18 protein-coding genes and 1 pseudogene are annotated in these 17,592 nt (G+C 28.2%); 8 read left to right on the forward strand and 11 right to left on the reverse strand.

Annotated features, from left to right (window positions below; all coding sequences use genetic code 11):
* Positions 1-57 precede the first annotated feature (57 nt).
* The 5 genes from L8U41_RS01275 (at position 58) to fldA (ending at position 3,574) form a co-directional block, all read left to right on the forward strand.
* Positions 58-879, forward strand: a complete 822-nt coding sequence (locus L8U41_RS01275) for a thiamine-phosphate kinase (protein ID WP_263682771.1) — start codon at positions 58-60, stop codon at positions 877-879.
* On the forward strand, positions 848-1,981 hold the full coding sequence (gene truD, locus L8U41_RS01280; protein WP_263727608.1) for a tRNA pseudouridine(13) synthase TruD: 1,134 nt from the start codon (positions 848-850) through the stop codon (positions 1,979-1,981). The genes L8U41_RS01275 and truD overlap by 32 nt, the downstream gene beginning before the upstream one ends.
* Positions 1,982-2,068: 87 nt before the next feature.
* Positions 2,069-2,386 carry a DUF2325 domain-containing protein gene (locus L8U41_RS01285; RefSeq protein WP_012661148.1) on the forward strand — a complete coding sequence of 106 codons (318 nt, stop codon included), beginning with the start codon at positions 2,069-2,071 and terminating at the stop codon, positions 2,384-2,386.
* Positions 2,387-2,389: 3 nt separating this feature from the next.
* Positions 2,390-3,082: a hypothetical protein gene (locus L8U41_RS01290; RefSeq protein WP_263702475.1), complete on the forward strand. Its 693-nt coding sequence runs from the start codon at positions 2,390-2,392 to the stop codon at positions 3,080-3,082.
* Complete coding sequence (gene fldA / locus L8U41_RS01295; RefSeq protein ID WP_240388293.1) at positions 3,083-3,574, forward strand: flavodoxin FldA; 492 nt, start codon at positions 3,083-3,085, stop codon at positions 3,572-3,574. It abuts the gene before it with no gap.
* A 30-nt stretch (positions 3,575-3,604) separates the two neighbouring features.
* On the opposite strand, the gene L8U41_RS07880 is transcribed toward fldA, so the two are convergent.
* The 10 genes and pseudogenes from L8U41_RS07880 to gap form a co-directional block, all read right to left on the reverse strand.
* A complete protein-coding gene (locus L8U41_RS07880) occupies positions 3,605-4,720 on the reverse strand; it encodes a methyl-accepting chemotaxis protein (protein WP_412175017.1) in 1,116 nt (371 codons plus the stop codon).
* A 231-nt stretch (positions 4,721-4,951) separates the two neighbouring features.
* Positions 4,952-5,602: pseudogene (locus tag L8U41_RS07885) on the reverse strand (cache domain-containing protein); the annotation flags it as partial.
* 134 nt (positions 5,603-5,736) lie between these two features.
* Complete coding sequence (locus tag L8U41_RS01305; RefSeq protein ID WP_263727595.1) at positions 5,737-6,144, reverse strand: pyridoxamine 5'-phosphate oxidase family protein; 408 nt, start codon at positions 6,142-6,144, stop codon at positions 5,737-5,739.
* Positions 6,128-6,847, reverse strand: a complete 720-nt coding sequence (locus tag L8U41_RS01310) for an EI24 domain-containing protein (protein ID WP_263702473.1) — start codon at positions 6,845-6,847, stop codon at positions 6,128-6,130. The genes L8U41_RS01305 and L8U41_RS01310 overlap by 17 nt, the downstream gene beginning before the upstream one ends.
* Positions 6,844-7,536 (reverse strand): dUTP diphosphatase, encoded by a 693-nt coding sequence (locus L8U41_RS01315; protein ID WP_240390174.1) that lies wholly within the window; start codon positions 7,534-7,536, stop codon positions 6,844-6,846. Before L8U41_RS01315 ends, L8U41_RS01310 begins: the two co-directional genes overlap by 4 nt.
* Positions 7,537-7,549: 13 nt before the next feature.
* Complete coding sequence (locus tag L8U41_RS01320) at positions 7,550-8,095, reverse strand: ATP-binding protein (protein ID WP_220517270.1); 546 nt, start codon at positions 8,093-8,095, stop codon at positions 7,550-7,552.
* Positions 8,096-8,221: 126 nt separating this feature from the next.
* A complete protein-coding gene (locus tag L8U41_RS01325) occupies positions 8,222-9,856 on the reverse strand; it encodes a hydrogenase small subunit (protein ID WP_263682777.1) in 1,635 nt (544 codons plus the stop codon).
* A 3-nt stretch (positions 9,857-9,859) separates the two neighbouring features.
* Positions 9,860-10,540 (reverse strand): triose-phosphate isomerase, encoded by a 681-nt coding sequence (locus L8U41_RS01330; RefSeq protein ID WP_263702471.1) that lies wholly within the window; start codon positions 10,538-10,540, stop codon positions 9,860-9,862.
* On the reverse strand, positions 10,537-11,739 hold the full coding sequence (locus L8U41_RS01335) for a phosphoglycerate kinase (protein ID WP_263702470.1): 1,203 nt from the start codon (positions 11,737-11,739) through the stop codon (positions 10,537-10,539). The genes L8U41_RS01330 and L8U41_RS01335 overlap by 4 nt, the downstream gene beginning before the upstream one ends.
* Before the next feature lies 1 nt (position 11,740).
* On the reverse strand, positions 11,741-12,736 hold the full coding sequence (gap, locus tag L8U41_RS01340) for a type I glyceraldehyde-3-phosphate dehydrogenase (protein WP_263702469.1): 996 nt from the start codon (positions 12,734-12,736) through the stop codon (positions 11,741-11,743).
* 59 nt (positions 12,737-12,795) lie between these two features.
* On the opposite strand from gap, the gene nadD reads away from it, so the two are divergent.
* From nadD to L8U41_RS01355, 3 genes are read left to right on the forward strand one after another with little or no spacing between them, the layout of a single operon-like run.
* Complete coding sequence (gene nadD, locus L8U41_RS01345) at positions 12,796-13,341, forward strand: nicotinate (nicotinamide) nucleotide adenylyltransferase (RefSeq protein WP_263678587.1); 546 nt, start codon at positions 12,796-12,798, stop codon at positions 13,339-13,341.
* A gap of 13 nt (positions 13,342-13,354) precedes the next feature.
* A complete protein-coding gene (rsfS, locus tag L8U41_RS01350) occupies positions 13,355-13,684 on the forward strand; it encodes a ribosome silencing factor (RefSeq protein WP_012661160.1) in 330 nt (109 codons plus the stop codon).
* Positions 13,685-13,693: 9 nt separating this feature from the next.
* The gene (locus L8U41_RS01355) at positions 13,694-16,069 is read left to right on the forward strand and encodes a tetratricopeptide repeat protein (RefSeq protein ID WP_263702468.1); all 2,376 of its coding nucleotides are present in this window, start codon (positions 13,694-13,696) and stop codon (positions 16,067-16,069) included.
* A 52-nt stretch (positions 16,070-16,121) separates the two neighbouring features.
* Here the strand turns inward: L8U41_RS01355 and L8U41_RS01360 are convergent, their stop codons facing one another.
* Positions 16,122-17,234 carry a DUF4153 domain-containing protein gene (locus L8U41_RS01360; RefSeq protein ID WP_263727596.1) on the reverse strand — a complete coding sequence of 371 codons (1,113 nt, stop codon included), beginning with the start codon at positions 17,232-17,234 and terminating at the stop codon, positions 16,122-16,124.
* Positions 17,235-17,592 lie beyond the last annotated feature (358 nt).

Consider the following 17,592-nt stretch of genomic DNA (forward strand, 5'->3'; position numbering starts at 1 on the left):
ACTTATAAAAATTTGATTATTATATAAAATTAAAAGCTTTTTGTATAAAATATTCACATGGATAAAGAAAAATTTATTATCAACGCCTTTGCTAATTCTATCAATGGAGACGATGGGGCAATAATCGATGGATATTGTTATTCTAAAGATTTATTTTGTGAAGACGTGCATTTTAAGCGCTCTTGGATGAGTTTAGAACAAATTGGAGCAAAGGCTATGCTTGTTAATATTTCTGATGCAATTGCTATGAATGCTACACCAAAATACGCTCTTTTAGGACTTTCTTTGCCAAAATGTTTAGATATGAAACAAGTTAAAGCCTTGCAAAAAGGCTTGCTAGATAGTGCAAAAGAATTTGGAGTACAAATTATAGGCGGAGATACCATAGCGGATAATAAAATCAATATTAGCATAACTATTATTTCTAAGGTAAATAAAAGGGCTATTTTTAGAAAAGGTTTGAAAAAAGGAGATTTGCTTGCTTTTAGTGGGAAATTAGGTGAGAGTTTAAAAGGTTTAAATATATTATTTCGCGGTGGAAAATTGCATTCTAAACATCGTTTTATAAAACCTAGTTTGAGACAAAAATTTTTTTATGATATAGCAAAAAAAGTTAGAGTAAGTATGGATATTTCAGATGGTTTAAATAAAGACTTATCAAGAATATTGTTTCAAAATCAACTTAATGCAAAATTTTTTAAAAAATTAGATAAATTTAGCTTAAATAGTGCAGAAGAATATGAAATTTTATTTGCTTTTGATAAAAAACATAAAGCATTTATACAAAATATGGCAAAAAAGCACAGAATTAAACTAAATATTTTTGCAAAAACAACAACAGGAAGGTATAAATTTTATGGAAGAGAACATCATTTTTAAGCCCTTATATACTTTAAAACACAGCCCGATAAATGTGTATTTTTCAAAAAATAGTAATGATTTTGTAGTAAGAGAAAAGCCTTTGTATGAATTTAGTGGTAAAGGTGAACATTTAATTTTACATATACAAAAAAAAGATCTAAGCACTAGCGAGGCTTTGAGAATTTTAAGTGAGCAAAGCGGTGTTAAAATGAGAGATTTTGGTTATAGTGGTTTAAAAGATAAACAAGGTTTAACTTTTCAATATATTTCTATGCCTAAAAAATTTGAAGAGAGTCTAAAAAATTTTAAACATGATAAGATGAAAATTTTAGAAAGTTTTTATCATGATAATAAACTTAGAATAGGGCATTTAAAAGGAAATTCATTTTTTATAAGATTAAAAAAAGTTTCAAAAGTAGATGCTTTAAAAATAGAACAAGCTTTTAAAAATATCCAAGAACAAGGTTTTGCTAATTATTTTGGATATCAGCGTTTTGGCAAATTTCAAGATAATTTTTCACAAGGACTAGAAATTTTAAAAGGCAAAAAAATAAAAAATAAAAAAATACAAGAATTTTTAATTTCTGCCTTTCAAAGCGAGCTTTTTAATAGATATTTGAGCAAAAGGGTGGAATTGTCACATTTTATTAATGACTTTAGTGAAAAAGAAATAAAACAAATATATGATTTAGATAAAGATGGAATTAAAAGTTTAAAAAATCAAAAGCAGTTTTTTAAACTTTTAAAGGGCGAAGTTTTAGGACATTATCCTTTTGGTAAATGTTTTATATGTGAAGATTTATCAAGTGAAGTAGAAAGATTCAATCAAAAAGATATTAGTGCGATGGGTCTTTTAATAGGCTCTAAAGCTTATGAAACAAACGAAGGTTTAGCTAAAAAATTAGAAGATGAGATTTTTTCTTTTGCATATGAGTTTAAAAATAAAATGCAAGGTTCAAGGCGCTTTATGTGGTCTTATTTGCAAGATTGCAAAGGTTATTATGATGAAGAAAAAGCTCATTTTACTTTGGAGTTTTTCTTACAAAAAGGCTCGTATGCCACAGTGATTTTAGAAGAAATTTTACACACAGATATCTTTGAACAAACTCATAATATATAATTTAAAAAATTGATATTGAGTATCAGTAAAAATTTATCTTTTATAAATTATAATAACAATTATCATTTTTATAAAAAGGAAAACTCAATGTCAGTTTTGGTTATCGGAGCGGATGAAATAACCCCAATAAAAGCAGTTTTGACAAACCTAGGTGCAAAAAGCATAGAGCATTGGGATGCTAGAAATGAAAATAGGGTAAATAGAAAACCCATTCCACAAAATACTGAATGTATAGTTATGCTTACTAGTTTTTTAAATCATAATACTATGAAAAAAATCAAAACAGAGGCAAAAAAACGCAATATACCTTTAGTTTGTGCTAAACGCAGTGTGAGTTGTGTGTATTGTGAATATTGTAAGGTTTTTGGACTTGATCAAACCTATGAGTGCGCAAAGAAGGCTTAGTGTATGTTTGGATTTAATGAAAAAGAGGATTTTATACCTAAAATATTTAGAGATTTAGAACAAAAAAGTATTAATCATATTTTTTTAAATTTATATAATTCTTTAGTTGAAGATGATCTAAAAATACCTTATATCTATGCAAAAAAAGCTGACTGTTTAAGAAATATTTTTGAGTTAAAAATTCAAAATATGAGCACAGAAAGGACTTTGAGATTTAGCAAAATAAAACAATTTTGTCCATATTCTCATAAAATCATCAAAGCTTATAAAGAAGGAAATTTAAATCAAATACAACTTGAAGCAAAGATGCCAAAATATACTTTAGCGAAATTAATACAAAATGTGTTCTTATCACCTAGTTTTACTTTGCCTTTACAAGTTGCTTTTGAGGCTTTTGTATATGATAAAATTTGCAAAAGCAATACCAAATCCAAAGTAAAGATTTATAAAAATATCATTATTATTAATGAAAAAATGGCAGTCATGCCTTTATTTTGTAAAGATAGTGATAAAGATATAGAGCTTGCTTTGCAATTTATAAAAGAAAATTCTTTTGAAAGATTTTATATTGTGTATCCAAGAAATAAAAATTTCACTCAACATGAAGAAATAAGACATTTTTTATGCGAAAATAATAAAACTTTGCTAAAATTAGTTCCCTATACTATTAATAATCAAATTTTAAGGAGATGTTAAATGTCAATAGCAGTAATTTATGGTAGTTCAATGGGTAATACCGAAGGTGCGGCAAACATGATCGCTCAAAAATTAGGAATTTCAGATGTATTAAATATCGCAGATATTGATGCAGAGAAAATTAATTCTTATGATAAATTAATTTGTGGAACTTCTACTTGGGGAAGTGGTGATTTTCAAGATGATTGGGATGGTTTTGATTTTTCAGCTTTAAATCTTAGCGGTAAAACTGTTGCTGTTTTTGGTATGGGAGATAGTGAAAGCTATTCAGATACATATTGCAGTGCTATGGGAAAACTTGCTCAAGCTTTAAAAGCAGCGGGTGCAAATTTGGTAGGTGCTGTTTCTACGGGTGGTTATACTTTTGAATCAAGTGAAGCCGTAGAAGGTGATAAGTTTGTAGGACTAGCATTAGATAATGATAATCATGAGGATTTAACAGAAAGTAGAATTGATGCTTGGTTAGAGCAAATTAAACCTTCTTTTTCTTAAAAATTAGATGCCTAAAAGGCATCTTTATGTTTAAAATTTTCTTTTTTTAGTTTCACTTAGCATATCTTGTGCTAAAGAATCTACTTCATTTGCAATAGTATTAGTCTGCATAGCTGTTTGAGAGTTTTGTTGTGTGAGTTTTTCTATAGTAGCTACTGATTCATTGATTTGACTAATATCATCTGCTTCTTCTTTTATGGCTTCACCCATATCATTTATTGACTGGGCTAAGATATTAGTATTAGCTTCAATCTCACCTAAAGACTTTTGAGTTCTTTCTGCTAGATTTCTAACTTCATCAGCAACAACAGCAAAGCCACGTCCATGTTCACCAGCACGTGCTGCTTCAATAGCTGCATTTAATGCAAGTAGGTTAATTTGATCTGCAATATCTGAAATTACTGTAGTTACATTTTTGATATCATTGCTTTGTTTTACTACATCTTGTGTTTTAATGGAAATTTCACTCATAGCTGAGTTCATTTGCTCTAAAGCTCTTGCGCTTTCTTGCAGTGATGAGGTTTGATGTGTAGCATCATTTGTAAGTTCTTGCATGCTTTGTTTGAGTGCTTCGGCCTTTTGGTTGAGTAATTCTCCTTGGTGAAGTGATTGTGTAAGCATGTTTTTTATTTCATCTCCAAGAGAATTTATGGCCTTTTCAATATCGCCTTTTGGTGCATTAATAGTTGCTGTGAAATCTAAGCGTTTGTAGCTATCAAATACAGCTAAAATTTCGTTTAAATTACTGCCAATTTTTCTTTGTAAAGTTGTAAGCATACTATTTAACACTTTCATTAATTCTTGAATTTGAGGGTTGTTAGCATGAGAGCTAATATGCAAATCAAGCTCACCTGTTTCTATTTTTTTAGCAATATTGACAGATTCTTCAATGGCTTTTGCATCTTTGTTTAGAGCTTCTTTAATGATCTCAATGTTTTCATTAATTTCTTCTGCCATTTTTCCAAATTCATCTTGAGTTTTAAGCTTAATAGGATGAGAGTGAGAATCTTTGTGGTTTAAATAATTAAAGAAATTATGTAATCCTGATGAAATGATTGCAATTGGTTTAAGATTGTAAGAAATAATCATTCTAATAAAAATCAAAGTAAAAAAAATAGCAATCAAGGAAATAATAATTTGTTCCATTAGTGTTTGTTTAGCTGCATCATTGTAAAAATCATAATCAGCTATAGAACAGATAACATATTTTGGATTAATTCCACCATTACAAATTAAAGCTCTAGTTTCATTTTCTTTTGTTTGAATTTTAAAAATATCTTTTGAAAGACTTCTATTTGCACCTTCTGGTGTTTTAAGATAATATGCAACAATATCTTTACTTGTATTGGTTGAGGTTAAAATTTTAGAAGGATCAGTGTGAAAAAGATAGGTTCCATCATGGGCTAAAACAGCAGCATGCGAATAAGGTGTTTTACCTATAGCTAAAACTTCTTCTGAGAATTTTTTTAAATCATAATCAGCAGCAACTACACCTATAACTTCACCATTTTCTATAATAGGATTGGCATAAGAAATAGTAGGTTTTTTCATGCTAGAAGATATGTATGGTTCTGTGACAATTAACTCTTTTTTTTCTTTGGCTTCTTTATACCATCCTCTAGTTCTAGGATCATAACCACTTTCTGGAGTTTGGTTGTTGCCATTTGATCTAAACATAGAGCCATCTTCAAATCCTACATAAGTTAAGTCAAAACCTAAAGAATCTCCTATGGATTTTAACAAGCTAGTGTATTGTTTTGAATTAAGATTATGCTTATTTTCTTTGATATATTTTGTTAAAGAATTAATTATATTACGTCTATCACTTGCATATAAATCAAATCTTTTGCTTACATCAAAAGCAACTTTTTGTTGAAATTGAACTAACAAAGTATGGCTATTAGATTTTGATTTAATATAATTAAAAACACCTAAAACACATAATAAAACTATAACAAAAATACAAACCAAAAAGGCAATTTTGTTGGAAAAATTACCTAGTAAATATTTTTTGGTAGATGAGAACATTTTTTTCTCCTTGAAAAGTTAAAAATTTAAAGTTTTACTACTATGGTAAATTATATGATTTTATTAAAAAAATATTTAAAAATTTATAAATAATATTAGGTTTTATTAAAAATACAATATATTTTAAAAGTATTTTAAAGAGAAAATTCTAATTTTTTGGAAAGTAAAATTTTATTATCAGTGTATTTTGTCCATTGTATATTTAAAGCGAAAATACAAGCTTGTGCAAGTTTTGCAAAGGGAAATTTTTTATAGTATATTCTTTCTTGCTCTTTGGTGGCTTTTTGAAAAAGAGCTTTGATCTGCACTCCTTTAATAAGATTAATAACATCTGTATCTAGCGCTATATTAACTGCTACTTTAGGGGATTTATAGGCAAGTTGAATATGTTTAGTATGTTCTTCGCTAGCAAAAATTAAAGCTAAATTTTTATCATCAAAAGCATAATAACAGCTTGCGCAATATACTCCACCATCCTCATCAAGCATACTTAAATTTAAAAGTTTTTGTGAATGGATAAATTTTTTAATTCTTTCGTCCATTATTATTGGCTTTAAGTTTTAAAATTTTTTGATAACTTAAGTGGGTTAAGAAGATTATATAAAATACTTGTAAAAATAAACCAAGTAAAGGTATGCTTGATAAAGCAAAAAAGACTAAGGTGATAATTTTAAAATATAATGGTGATGAATTTTTATAAAAATCATCAAAATTGTTTTTATCTAAGACATTGCTTAATACATCAAGTAATAAAAGTTTGTGAAATAAATAATAAAATACTCCATAATAAATCACAATGCTAACAAAAGGTATAATTAACAAAAAAGTAGCTACTACAAATAATACGCATGAGATGAGTAAAAATTTGAATGTTTTAAGTAAAATTTCTAAAGAATTTACTTCTCTTTGTATGAAATGGTTGTAGTATTTTTGGTTGATTTTTTTGACTATATAAGGAGTTAAAAAAGAAATTATAAACATAGTAAAAAATACAGAGGCAAATACTACTATAAAAAATCCTCCTATAGCGCTTAAAAATGCAAGTGAAAATTGCACTATAGAAAAACTAAAAAACCAAGCCATAAAAGAGCCACTAACCACATCTTCAATATAAGAAAAAAATACATCATAACTATAATATACTAGCAGGGCAAAAATAACCAAGCTGATTAAAAAAGGCAAAGTTGAGAATTTTAAAAAAGGCTTGCTAAGAAAATCTTGCAAGCTTAGGTATAGTATATTCATTTAATTTGCTTATAAGCATCTTGAAGTTTTTGATAGATTTCTTTATAATCTAGTGTTTCTTTTAAAATTTGATTTAAAACTTCGTTATCTTCTGTGCCATTCCAAGTTTTTTTATAAGTGCCTTCTTTGTAGCCGTTTTCTTGTCTGAATTGATTTAATATATTTTTTCCAATATAGGTTTTATAAAGCTCAAAGAAATTTAAACCACATTTTCTAGCTAAAACAAAATATGCACTCAAAAGTTCACCTAAATCATAATCAAAACCACTGCATTTGTGGATAATAAGCTCAATATCATTTAAAATTCCATAGATATCTGCTTCATTGGGATTAGAAGTTTCTTTGCAAAAGTCATCAAAAAAAGTTACAGAAGAAACTTCCTCTGCTATGAAATTTTTATCATCTATTTGTTTTTCTTTGTATTCTTCTAAAATCAAACTTAAAATAAAATGCCATATATCCACTATTTCAATGCGCACATTGTCCCAGTTTGCAGGAGTGTGTATGCTTTTCCAATGTTTCCAAGCAAAAGAATCAATAAGCTCAGCACACTCCATATAAATACATCTTCTAAAACTAATCAATTTACCTTCTTTCGTATAGCCATTTTCCCATCCTATACCATTGGTATCATCATTTAGTTTTTGCTGGAGTTCTAGCATGCTTTTTAAAATATCTTTTACTTCCATGTTATTTCCTTTTTTAAGCATAAAATCCAAATTCTTTATTGTCTTCTTCTTTTTGTTCTTTTTGTTTGTTGTATTGTTCCCAAATTTCTTCTAGTAATTTAGTGCTATCTTGGAAGATTTGCTTTTTAATATCTTCAAGATCAGTTTTATTCATTTCTTTGTTTAAACTCTTATCCATGGTATTAAATAACTCATGTAAAGTAGCCTTTTTATGTTCTTCATTTTTTGGTTCAGGTAAGGCATCGCCAATTTTCATTGCAGTGGTAATGAGCTCTTTTGGTTTTAAGGTTCCTACTCTTGAGTTTTTCATAAACTCATCGATTTGAGGTTGTACTTTGGCTACTGCTTCTTTTATTTCTTCAATTTCTTCTTGTGAAAGTTTAGTTCCACTATATGAAAATGAAAAACCAAATTGATTTCTTAAACTCAAAGATGCTGAATTTCCATCTTTATCTAATTTTGCTTCTTTTTTATCATACATAGAAAAAGAAAGATGATTGCCATTTTTTGTTTTAATATCCATAGAAAAATTTTGAGAATTGTAGCTAGAAATTTGCATAGCTTTTCCTTTCAAGTAAAGATAAGGTTATATCGTCAAAATAACCAAATCTTGAATAAATTTGCAAAGTTTTGCACTTTGCAAATTTCAAATATTTAGGGAGATAAATATTTTAGCATTAAGTCTTTAAATGCTCGTTAAATCCCAAAATAATTTTAATAATTTTTCGTTTTTTGCACATATTAAAATTTGCTCTTTGTTATGTGTCTTTTTGCATGCTTTTAGAGCTTGTTTTAAATGTTCTTTTAAAGAAAAAATCAATCCAAAAGCAATACCTTCTCTATCTAAGCCGCCTAGAATATAAATTAAAGGCATGCGCATTGATTTAGAAACATCAAGTTTTGCTTGTTCATTAATTGTGATTTTAAAATCAAATTTGCTAGGATGTTTAAACTTATAAGCTAAAGCAAGATCTAAAAACTCATCTAAATGATTTAATTTTTTTCCACTAATAAATGGATATATAAAATAAAATAAGTCTAAGATATTATTGCTAGTTTTGCTTTCATCATCGTAATTTTCTTGTATAAAATCATAATATGTTTTAAATTGCTCTTGGTAATTTTGCACTAAAGTCATAGTCATTTTGGTTTTTGCAAAATTATTTAAAAAAACTTTAGGATTAGCTTCAAAACTAAAATCTAAAAAATTAATCTTTATATCATTTAGATAAAAAATCCCACTAGTATCACTTTCTAAATCTAGTAAAATATTATTTGAATTAAGCTCATTGATAGAACTATTATGGACTATTTTATCATCTAATATAATAGAAAAATCATTATAAGCAAATTCATTACTCATAGGTTTTTCATAAAAACCAAAATCATCCCAAAAATTTTCTTCACTACAAGCAATGCATCCATGTCCTGCAGCTACTGGCCAAGAGGTTTTGGAGTTAAATTTAACCTTAGGGCAATTATTATAAGCATAAGGTCCTTTGCAACCTACTTTAAAAAGACAATAACCTTGTTTAATATTTTCATCATCAAAACTTTGAGCAAAATTTCCTGCTTCAAATTTAGCTTTTCTTTCGCATAAATCATGTAAGCATTTACCATAAAAGGCTAAAGGTCTATTTTGCTCATCTAAAGCCATATCTTGCTCAAATAATATATAAAAACAAAGTGCTGCGATGATATTTACATCACTTGGGGGACAACCTGGTATATTGATTACTTTTTCTTCTAAGACTTTAGAAATTCCTATGCTTTTGGTGGGATTTGGATGTGCAGCTTGAATTCCTCCATAGCTTGAGCAAGTTCCCATAGCAAAGATTGTTTTAGCATTTTTAGCACATTTTTGTAAAATTTCATATCCATTTTCACCATGTGCTCCTATGGTTAGATAAAAAGGATCTATAGCACAAACTCCACCTTCAACAGCTAAAAGAAAATCTTTTTTTTCTAAAACTTCCTCTAAATGTGATTCTGCTTGATGTCCGCTAGCACTCATAAAGGTTTCATGATACTCTAAGGAAATAAAATCAAAAATTAAATCCAAAAAATCTGGCAATGAAGTTCTAAGTAAGCTCTCGCTACACCCTGTGCATTCACTTAAATGAAGCCATATGAGACTAGGTGGGGTGTGAAGTTGAAAATATCTATGCGCCAAAGGGCTAAATTCATTTGGTAAGCCTAAAATTTTAATGATAGAATTTACAGCCTCTAATGAGATATTTTTTTCTTCTTTGTGTGAGTTTTCTAATAGAGTGATTTTATGCTCTAATATGCTTTTTAATTCTTCATTGCCCAAAGACATTTTTTAACCTTTAGCTATTTGTATCATATTTAAAAAATCATTTGCATTTAATGCAGCTGAACCTATCAATACTCCATCGCAATTTTTTAAAGCACAAATTTCTTTAATATTGCTTTGATTAACACTTCCGCCATATAAAAGCTTAGCATTGGTAAATTCTCTTAAGAAATTAAGTATAGTGTTGATATCATCAAGATTAGCACTAACTCCTGTGCCTATAGAATAAATAGGCTCATAAGCTATGATAAGTTTTTTATAAGATAAATCAATATTTTCAATTTGTTTTTTTAAAAAATCCAAGCTTTTGTTGGCATTTTTAGTTTCTAAACTTTCGCCTATACAATAAATGATATTAAAATCAAGATTTTTTGCAAAGTCAAATTTAGCCTTTAAAAAGCTTTCATCTTCCTTTAAAGCTCTTCTTTCAGAATGGCCTATTAAAACGCTTTTGATGTTAAATTCTTCTAAATGAATTTTACCTATTTCTCCAGTATATGCTCCATTTTCGCAAGGGTAGAAATTCTGCGCGCCTTGTTGAAATGAAAAATTGTCTTTTAAGAAAGCTATGCTAGGAGGGAAGATGAAAATTTCATCTTCTTTGTTTAAGTTTTGGTTTAATTTTTGAGCGTAAAGTTCAAAGCTTGATCTTGTATGATTACACTTTAAATTTGCTGCAAAAATCATTCATTATCCTTTATAGTCAAAGGTTTTACACCAGGAAGTTCTTTTCCTTCTATAAGTTCTAATGATGCTCCACCACCGGTTGAAATGAAAGTCATCTCATCAGCATCACCTGCTCTTGCTACGACATCAGCAGTATCACCACCACCTATTACAGTTGTTGCATGAGATTCGCTAATATAATGACTCATTTTAATACTGCCTTTTGAGAATTTATCGATTTCAAAAACCCCCATAGGTCCATTCCACCATATAGTTTGAGCATCAGAAAGTGCTTCTTTAAATAATCTTACACTAGCAGGACCTATATCAAGCCCCATCCAACCTGCAGGAATTTCTTGCACAGGAGTGTATTTCATTACTGCTTCTTGAGAGCAAGTTTGTGCTGCTGTAACATCCACAGGAAGATAAATTTTTACTCCTAAATTTTTACCTTTGAGTAAGATTTTATTTGCTTCTTCAATTAAATCTTCTTCTAAAAGTGAATTTCCTATATCATAACCTTGAGCTTTTAAGAAAGTAAAGGCCATACCTCCACCTATGATGAGCTTATCTACTTTTGGAAGTAAGTTAGTCAAAGCTTGCAATTTTCCACTTACTTTAGAACCACCTACTACAGCCACAAAAGGACGCGCAGGGTGTTTGATAAGATTGCTTGCAAATTCTATTTCTTTTTGGAGTAAAAATCCCGCACCTTTGTTTGCATTATCAAAGTATTTTGTAATAGCTTCAACACTAGCATGGGCTCTATGGCAAACCCCAAAAGCATCATTAATATAAACATCAGCCATAGAAGCAAGTTCTTTGGCTAAGTTTTCATCATTCTTAGTTTCACCCTTTTCAAAACGTAAATTTTCTAAAAGCAAAATTTCACTTGATTTTAATTCGCTAGCTTTTTTCTTTGCATCTTCACCTATAACATCTTTAGCCATAATGACTTCTTTAGACATTAAGCGTGCAAGTCTTTTTGCAACCGGCTCTAAAGAGTATTTTGAAGCTATTTCTTTTGGACGTCCTAAATGTGAAGCTAAAATAACTGCACAGCCATTGTCTAAACAATATCTTATAGTAGGGATAGCCGAGCGAATACGACGATCATCAGTGATATTTAAAAACTCATCTTGAGGAACATTAAAATCACATCTAATAAATACTTTTTTCTTTACAAGATCAATATCTTTAATCGATAAAATACTACTCATCTTAAGCCTTTGCTACAAATACTGCCATATCTACCAAACGAGAAGAATACCCCCATTCATTATCATACCAAGCAACCACTTTAACAAAATCATCACAAATAACTTGAGTTAAATCACTTGCTACAATCGCACCATAAGAGCAAGTTATAAAATCACTTGAAACTCTTTCTTCATCATCAACCAATAATATACCTTTTAAATTGCTAGCAGCTGCTTTTCTAAAGACTTCGTTGATTTCTTCTTTACTTACTTTTTTCTTTAAAGTTGCAGTTAAATCCACAGTTGATACATCAGCCACAGGTACACGCATGCTTTGACCATGTAATTTTCCATCAAGTTCAGGCATAACAAGCTTCATAGCCTTTGCTGCACCAGTTGAAGTAGGGATGATATTTTGCGCAGCAGCGCGTGATCTTCTTTTATCTCTTGCTTTTGCATCAATAATGCTTTGTCCGTTTGTATATGCATGAATGGTTGTCATTAAACCTTTTTCTATGCCAAAATTATCTTGCAAAACTCTACAAATTGGACCTAAGCAGTTAGTGGTGCAACTTGCATTTGAGATGATGTTTTCGCCTTTATATTCGTGAGCATTTACTCCTAAAACATAAGTTGGAGTTTTATCTTTTGCAGGTGCACTCATGATAACTTTTTGCACCCCATGATCTAAAAATCCTTGACATTTTTCCATAGTTAAGTGTGCACCAGTACACTCTAAAACAATTTGTGCACCATATTTTGCAAAGTCTAAATCCGCTACATTTCTGCTTTTTAAAACTTTTATTTTTTTATTATCAATTATTAAATCATCACCATCATTTTCAACACTACCATCGTATACCCCATGAACAGTGTCATATTTAAAAAGATATTTAGTAAGCTCTATATCAGTAGTATCATTAATCGCTACAAGTTCGATATCATCGCGCTTCATAATAATTCTTGCAACACATCTTCCAATGCGTCCAAAACCATTTATTGCAACTTTTACAGCCATTTTCATTTCCTTTTTATGATTAAGTAGGTAAAATTCTACTAAAAAAAGGTTAAATTTTAATGAAAATCGCACTTTTTGGTGGTAGTTTTGATCCACCCCATTTAGGGCATAATGCTATAGTCTTTAATGCACTAGCAAATTTAGAGCTTGATAAACTCATTATTATGCCAACTTTTATTAGCCCCTTTAAGCAAGAATTTACAGCAAATGAGCAAAGACGCTTAAAATGGTGTGAGATGATTTGGGGAGGTTTGGAAAAAGTTGAAATTTGTGATTTTGAAATAAAAAAACAAAGACCCGTACCTAGTATAGAAAGTGTTGATTTTTTGCATAAGCAATATGAAATTTCTAAATTTTATCTTATTTTGGGAGCTGATCATTTACAAAGTCTTGAAAAATGGCATGAATTTGAAAGATTGCAAAATTTGGTAGAATTTGTTGTAGCCAAAAGAGATGGTATTTTTATACCAAAACATTTTAAAACTTTAGATACTAAAGTAAATATCTCTTCTTCTTTTATAAGAGAAACCTTGCAAACATCGCAAGTTTGTGAGCAAATCAAAGAAGAAGTTAAGCTTTATTATTCTAAATTTAAAAATATTTAACAAAAGGAAAATAATGCAAGAAAGAATTAATAATATAGTACAGATTTTAGATGATAAAAAAGCAGATTTAATAGAAACTTTTGATATGCAAGATAAAGATTATTTTGTTAAATTTGTAGTGATTGCTACTACTATGGGGGAAAGACATGCGCTTTCTTTGATTGATGATTTAAAAACTAATCTTAAAAGCAAAGGTGAAGAGTTTTTAAATATAGAAAGTAGTGAAGAATGGACTGTACTTGATTTAGGTGATATTTTAATTCATTTAATGAGTGAAACTTATAGAGCAAAATATAATATAGAAGAATTTTTAAAAAGTCTAAATAAAGAAAATCAAAACTAGGATTAATATTTGGATAATCTAATCACTGAATTATCAGATTTAGCTAAAGAATATTTTGAAAATTCAGAATTTGAAAAATGCGATGAGGTTTTAAGTGAACTTATAGCTTTTTGCAAAGGCGAGGTTACGCTTGCTCAAGATGGTAAAATGATTTTTATAGATGATGAGGACAAACATCGTTTGCTTTTAGAAGCTTACCATAATAGAGCGCTTTGTAGATTTAATTGTTTGAAATTTCAAGAAGCACTTAAAGATGCAACCATAGCTGTAGAATTTGATCCTAGTAATATATTTTTATTTAATCTTTTGGGTTTATGTAATTTTAAATTAGATTTATTACAAGAAGCACTTTTGGCTTTTAATAAAACTATAGCGCTAGATAATGCATATTATTTAGCATATTTTAATAGGGCTAGAGTTTATATACTTTTAGATGAGCACACAAAAGCTTTAAAAGATTTACAAACTTGTATTGATTTAGCTCCAGAATATTATATGGCTTATTATACTAGAGCTATTACTTTGCTTAGTGTTGATCCAAAACAAGCTTTGATTGATTTTAAAAAGTCTCAAGATTTAGGATTTGAATCCTCGCAGATTTTTTATTATCAAGGTGTAGCTTGTGAGAATTTGGAAGATTATCAAAAAGCTATAGAATTTTTTACTAAGACGATTGAGCAAGATGAGAGTTTTGCTGATGCGTATTATAAAAGGGCTAATAATAAACGTAAAGTTGATGATTTAGAAGGAGCTTTGCAAGATTGTTTAAAATCTATTGGGCTAGACAATGAAAATGCAATGGCATATTTGATTTTGGGACATATTTATAAAGACTTAGAAAAGATAGAATTATCAATAGATGCTTTTAAAAAATCAATCGATTTAGATGAAAATTTACAATATCCATGTTTTGCATTAGCTAGAGTTTTGTATGATTTAAAAGATTATGAACAAGCTTTGAAGTATTATGATAAAACAATTGAGCTTTATGAAGAATACGCTCAAGCATATATTAATAGAGGTAATACTAAAATTAATCTAAAAATGATTGAAGAGGCTATAGAAGATTTTGATTTAGCAGCTAAATATTATCAAGAAAGAGCAAGAAAGCATGATTTTACTCCATCAGAATTAGCAGAACTTGAACACGCAGTTCCTTATGGTTTTTATCATTTGGGTAATAGTTTATATGAAATAGATAAATATGATGAAGCTTTGATAAGTTATGAAAAAGCTTTGAAATATCAAAAAGAATATCCTGATGTGTTTTTTAATAGGGCTTATTTAAAATCTGATCTTGAAAAATATGAGGAAGCTTTAGAAGATAGCGAATTAGCTGTTAAATACTATAAAAAGCAAAATAATATTCAAGATTATGTTAATTCTCTTTCTCAAAGAGCTTGGATTAAAAGTAAACTTGAAAGATTTCAAGAAGCTATGGATGAATACAATGAGCTTATAAAAACATATAAAGATTATATTGATTTAAAAGATGTATTATTTGAAAGAGCATATTGTGCAAAAGAACTTGAATCTTATGAAGAATTAATAGCTTATTGTAATGCAGCGCATAAGGTGGATAAAAATAATTTTAAACTTTATTTTTGGCGAGGAATTGCTAAATATAATTTAAGCTTAGAAGAAGAAGCTATAGAAGATTTAAATAAGGCTTTAAAAATTGATAAAAACCATAATGGAGCAAAGTATTATAAGGGGCTTTGTTATGAAGATCTTTATATGTTTGAAGAAGCTATAAAATGTTACGATAGTGTGATTTTAAGTAATGAAGAAGATGATGAATCATATTTTCATAGAGCAAAATGTAAAAGAAATCTTGAAAAATATAATGAAGCCTTAAAAGATATCAATGAATGCTTAAAAATAATTGATGATATTGGGGAGTATTGGATAGAAAAAGCACAAATTTTAAGCTTTTTAGGAAAATATGATGAAAGCTTTGAAGCGGCAAAAAAAGCAAGTGAGCTTGAACCAAAATCATATGAGTGTTATCATTTTATGGGTGCAGTTAAAGTGTATTCGCAAGATTTTAAAGAAGCTATAAAATATCTTAATATGGCTTTAAATTTAGATGAAAGTCAAAATTGGACACATTATTATAAGGCAGAGTGTTTAAGAAATTTAGGTGATTTTCATGATGCATTGCAATGTTATGAAGATTGCTTAAAGATAACAAAAGAAAATACTGATGCTTTGGTGGGAAAAATTCAGTGTTTAGAAGAGCTAAAAGAATACAAGCAAGCTTTAGAGTGTACTAAAGAATTATTAAAGCTTGATGAAGAAAATGAATTTGCATTAAAAAATCAAAATATTTTAATGCAAAAATTAAAACAGCAAAATAAAAAATGGTGGCAAATTTGGAATTAAGCTTTGTATGATTTATTATTTGTGCAGATTTGAAAATTTGCATAAATAAAGTCTATTTGGTGTTTTTAATGAAAATATGAGTTTTAAAAAAAGTTATTTGACCTTTTATATTAATGTCAAACTCCAAAGGGATAAAAATCAAAGACGAGTTATTGCTAAGTTTGTAGCTTAATTGTGAATTTTTCTGATAATTTTTTAAGATTTTGTCAAAATTTTCAAGCTTTAAAAGTTCTTTTTCCTGAAGTAAAAAATATAAGGTATTATCATCAATCTTCATAAAATATTTAAAGTCGCTTGAATTAGCAACAAAATCAAATAATACTTCATCGTAATTTTCTTTTAATTTGGAGTATTTTGGATGAAATTTTTTGGACATATTGTGAAATTCTATCTTTTGTGGTTTTAAATGAGTTAAATTATAAGTTTTTAAAAAATCATCAAAACTATAATTGTTGTTATAATTTTTATTAAGATTATGCAAGGTGTTTTTGATACTTTTAATTTGATTATAATATTGCCTGCTTTGAATATAGTCAAGATTTAAAGAATGTATAGAGATTTCTAATTTTTGCAATTGATATTTTTGTGAAGAGAAGCTTATGTAATTTGCAAAAAATCCTAAAAATAGCGCCATAAGTGCAAGTAGATAAAAAGAAAATTTTAATGCTATTTTTTGTTTAAACACGCTTAGATAATTTGCAATCAAAAGCCATAAATTTAAAGCTAATACTGCTAAGCGTTCTGGCGTAAAGCCATATTGTGTAATTCTAATTATAATAGCATAAAATACGAAAATATTTAGTGATAGTACCACAATAAAAAAGGCATAAAGTAATGATTTTTTGATTTTATAAAAAGATAAATTTATCCAAAGATTAATTAATAAAAAACTACCAAACCAAAGACATAAATGAACTATACTAAGATTTTCTAAAAGATTAAATAATGCTCCTAAACCATAGGTAAAAAGCATGATTATATATAAAATACTAAAAGTATTTAGTATAAAAACAAAAATTTTATGAAAATTGTATGAAGTAAAATTGCCAAGTAAAAATAAAGAAAAAATTCCAGCACTACAAAGCCATAATGATAAAACACAAGAATCTAACATGCTTGAAGAAATATCAAATAAAAAATCAAATGAACCATAAAATATAGCCAAAAATATACCAAAAATGAACCAAAAGCTTATACTAAAAGAAATGGCAGCTAAAAAATGATGAAAATAATTAAAATTATATAATTTTCTTGCACATACTAAAGCTATAAGAGCTGTTGTTAAGGAAATATACAAAGAATTATTAGTAAAAAATATTAAATAATTTTCTATGCCATCTTTAAAAATAAAATTTAAAAATATATAAAAAATTAGTCCAAAAAATCCAACCCATAAATTTTTCAAACTTTTATAATTTTGTATTAAATTGCTTTTTGATTCAGTGAATGTTTCACAAAAAATTATAAATAGGGTTAAAAGTAAAAAAATACTAGTTTGGTATGAATCATAAAAAAATGCTACA

Source organism: Campylobacter sp. RKI_CA19_01116, assembly GCF_025771405.1.
Lineage (GTDB): Bacteria > Campylobacterota > Campylobacteria > Campylobacterales > Campylobacteraceae > Campylobacter_D.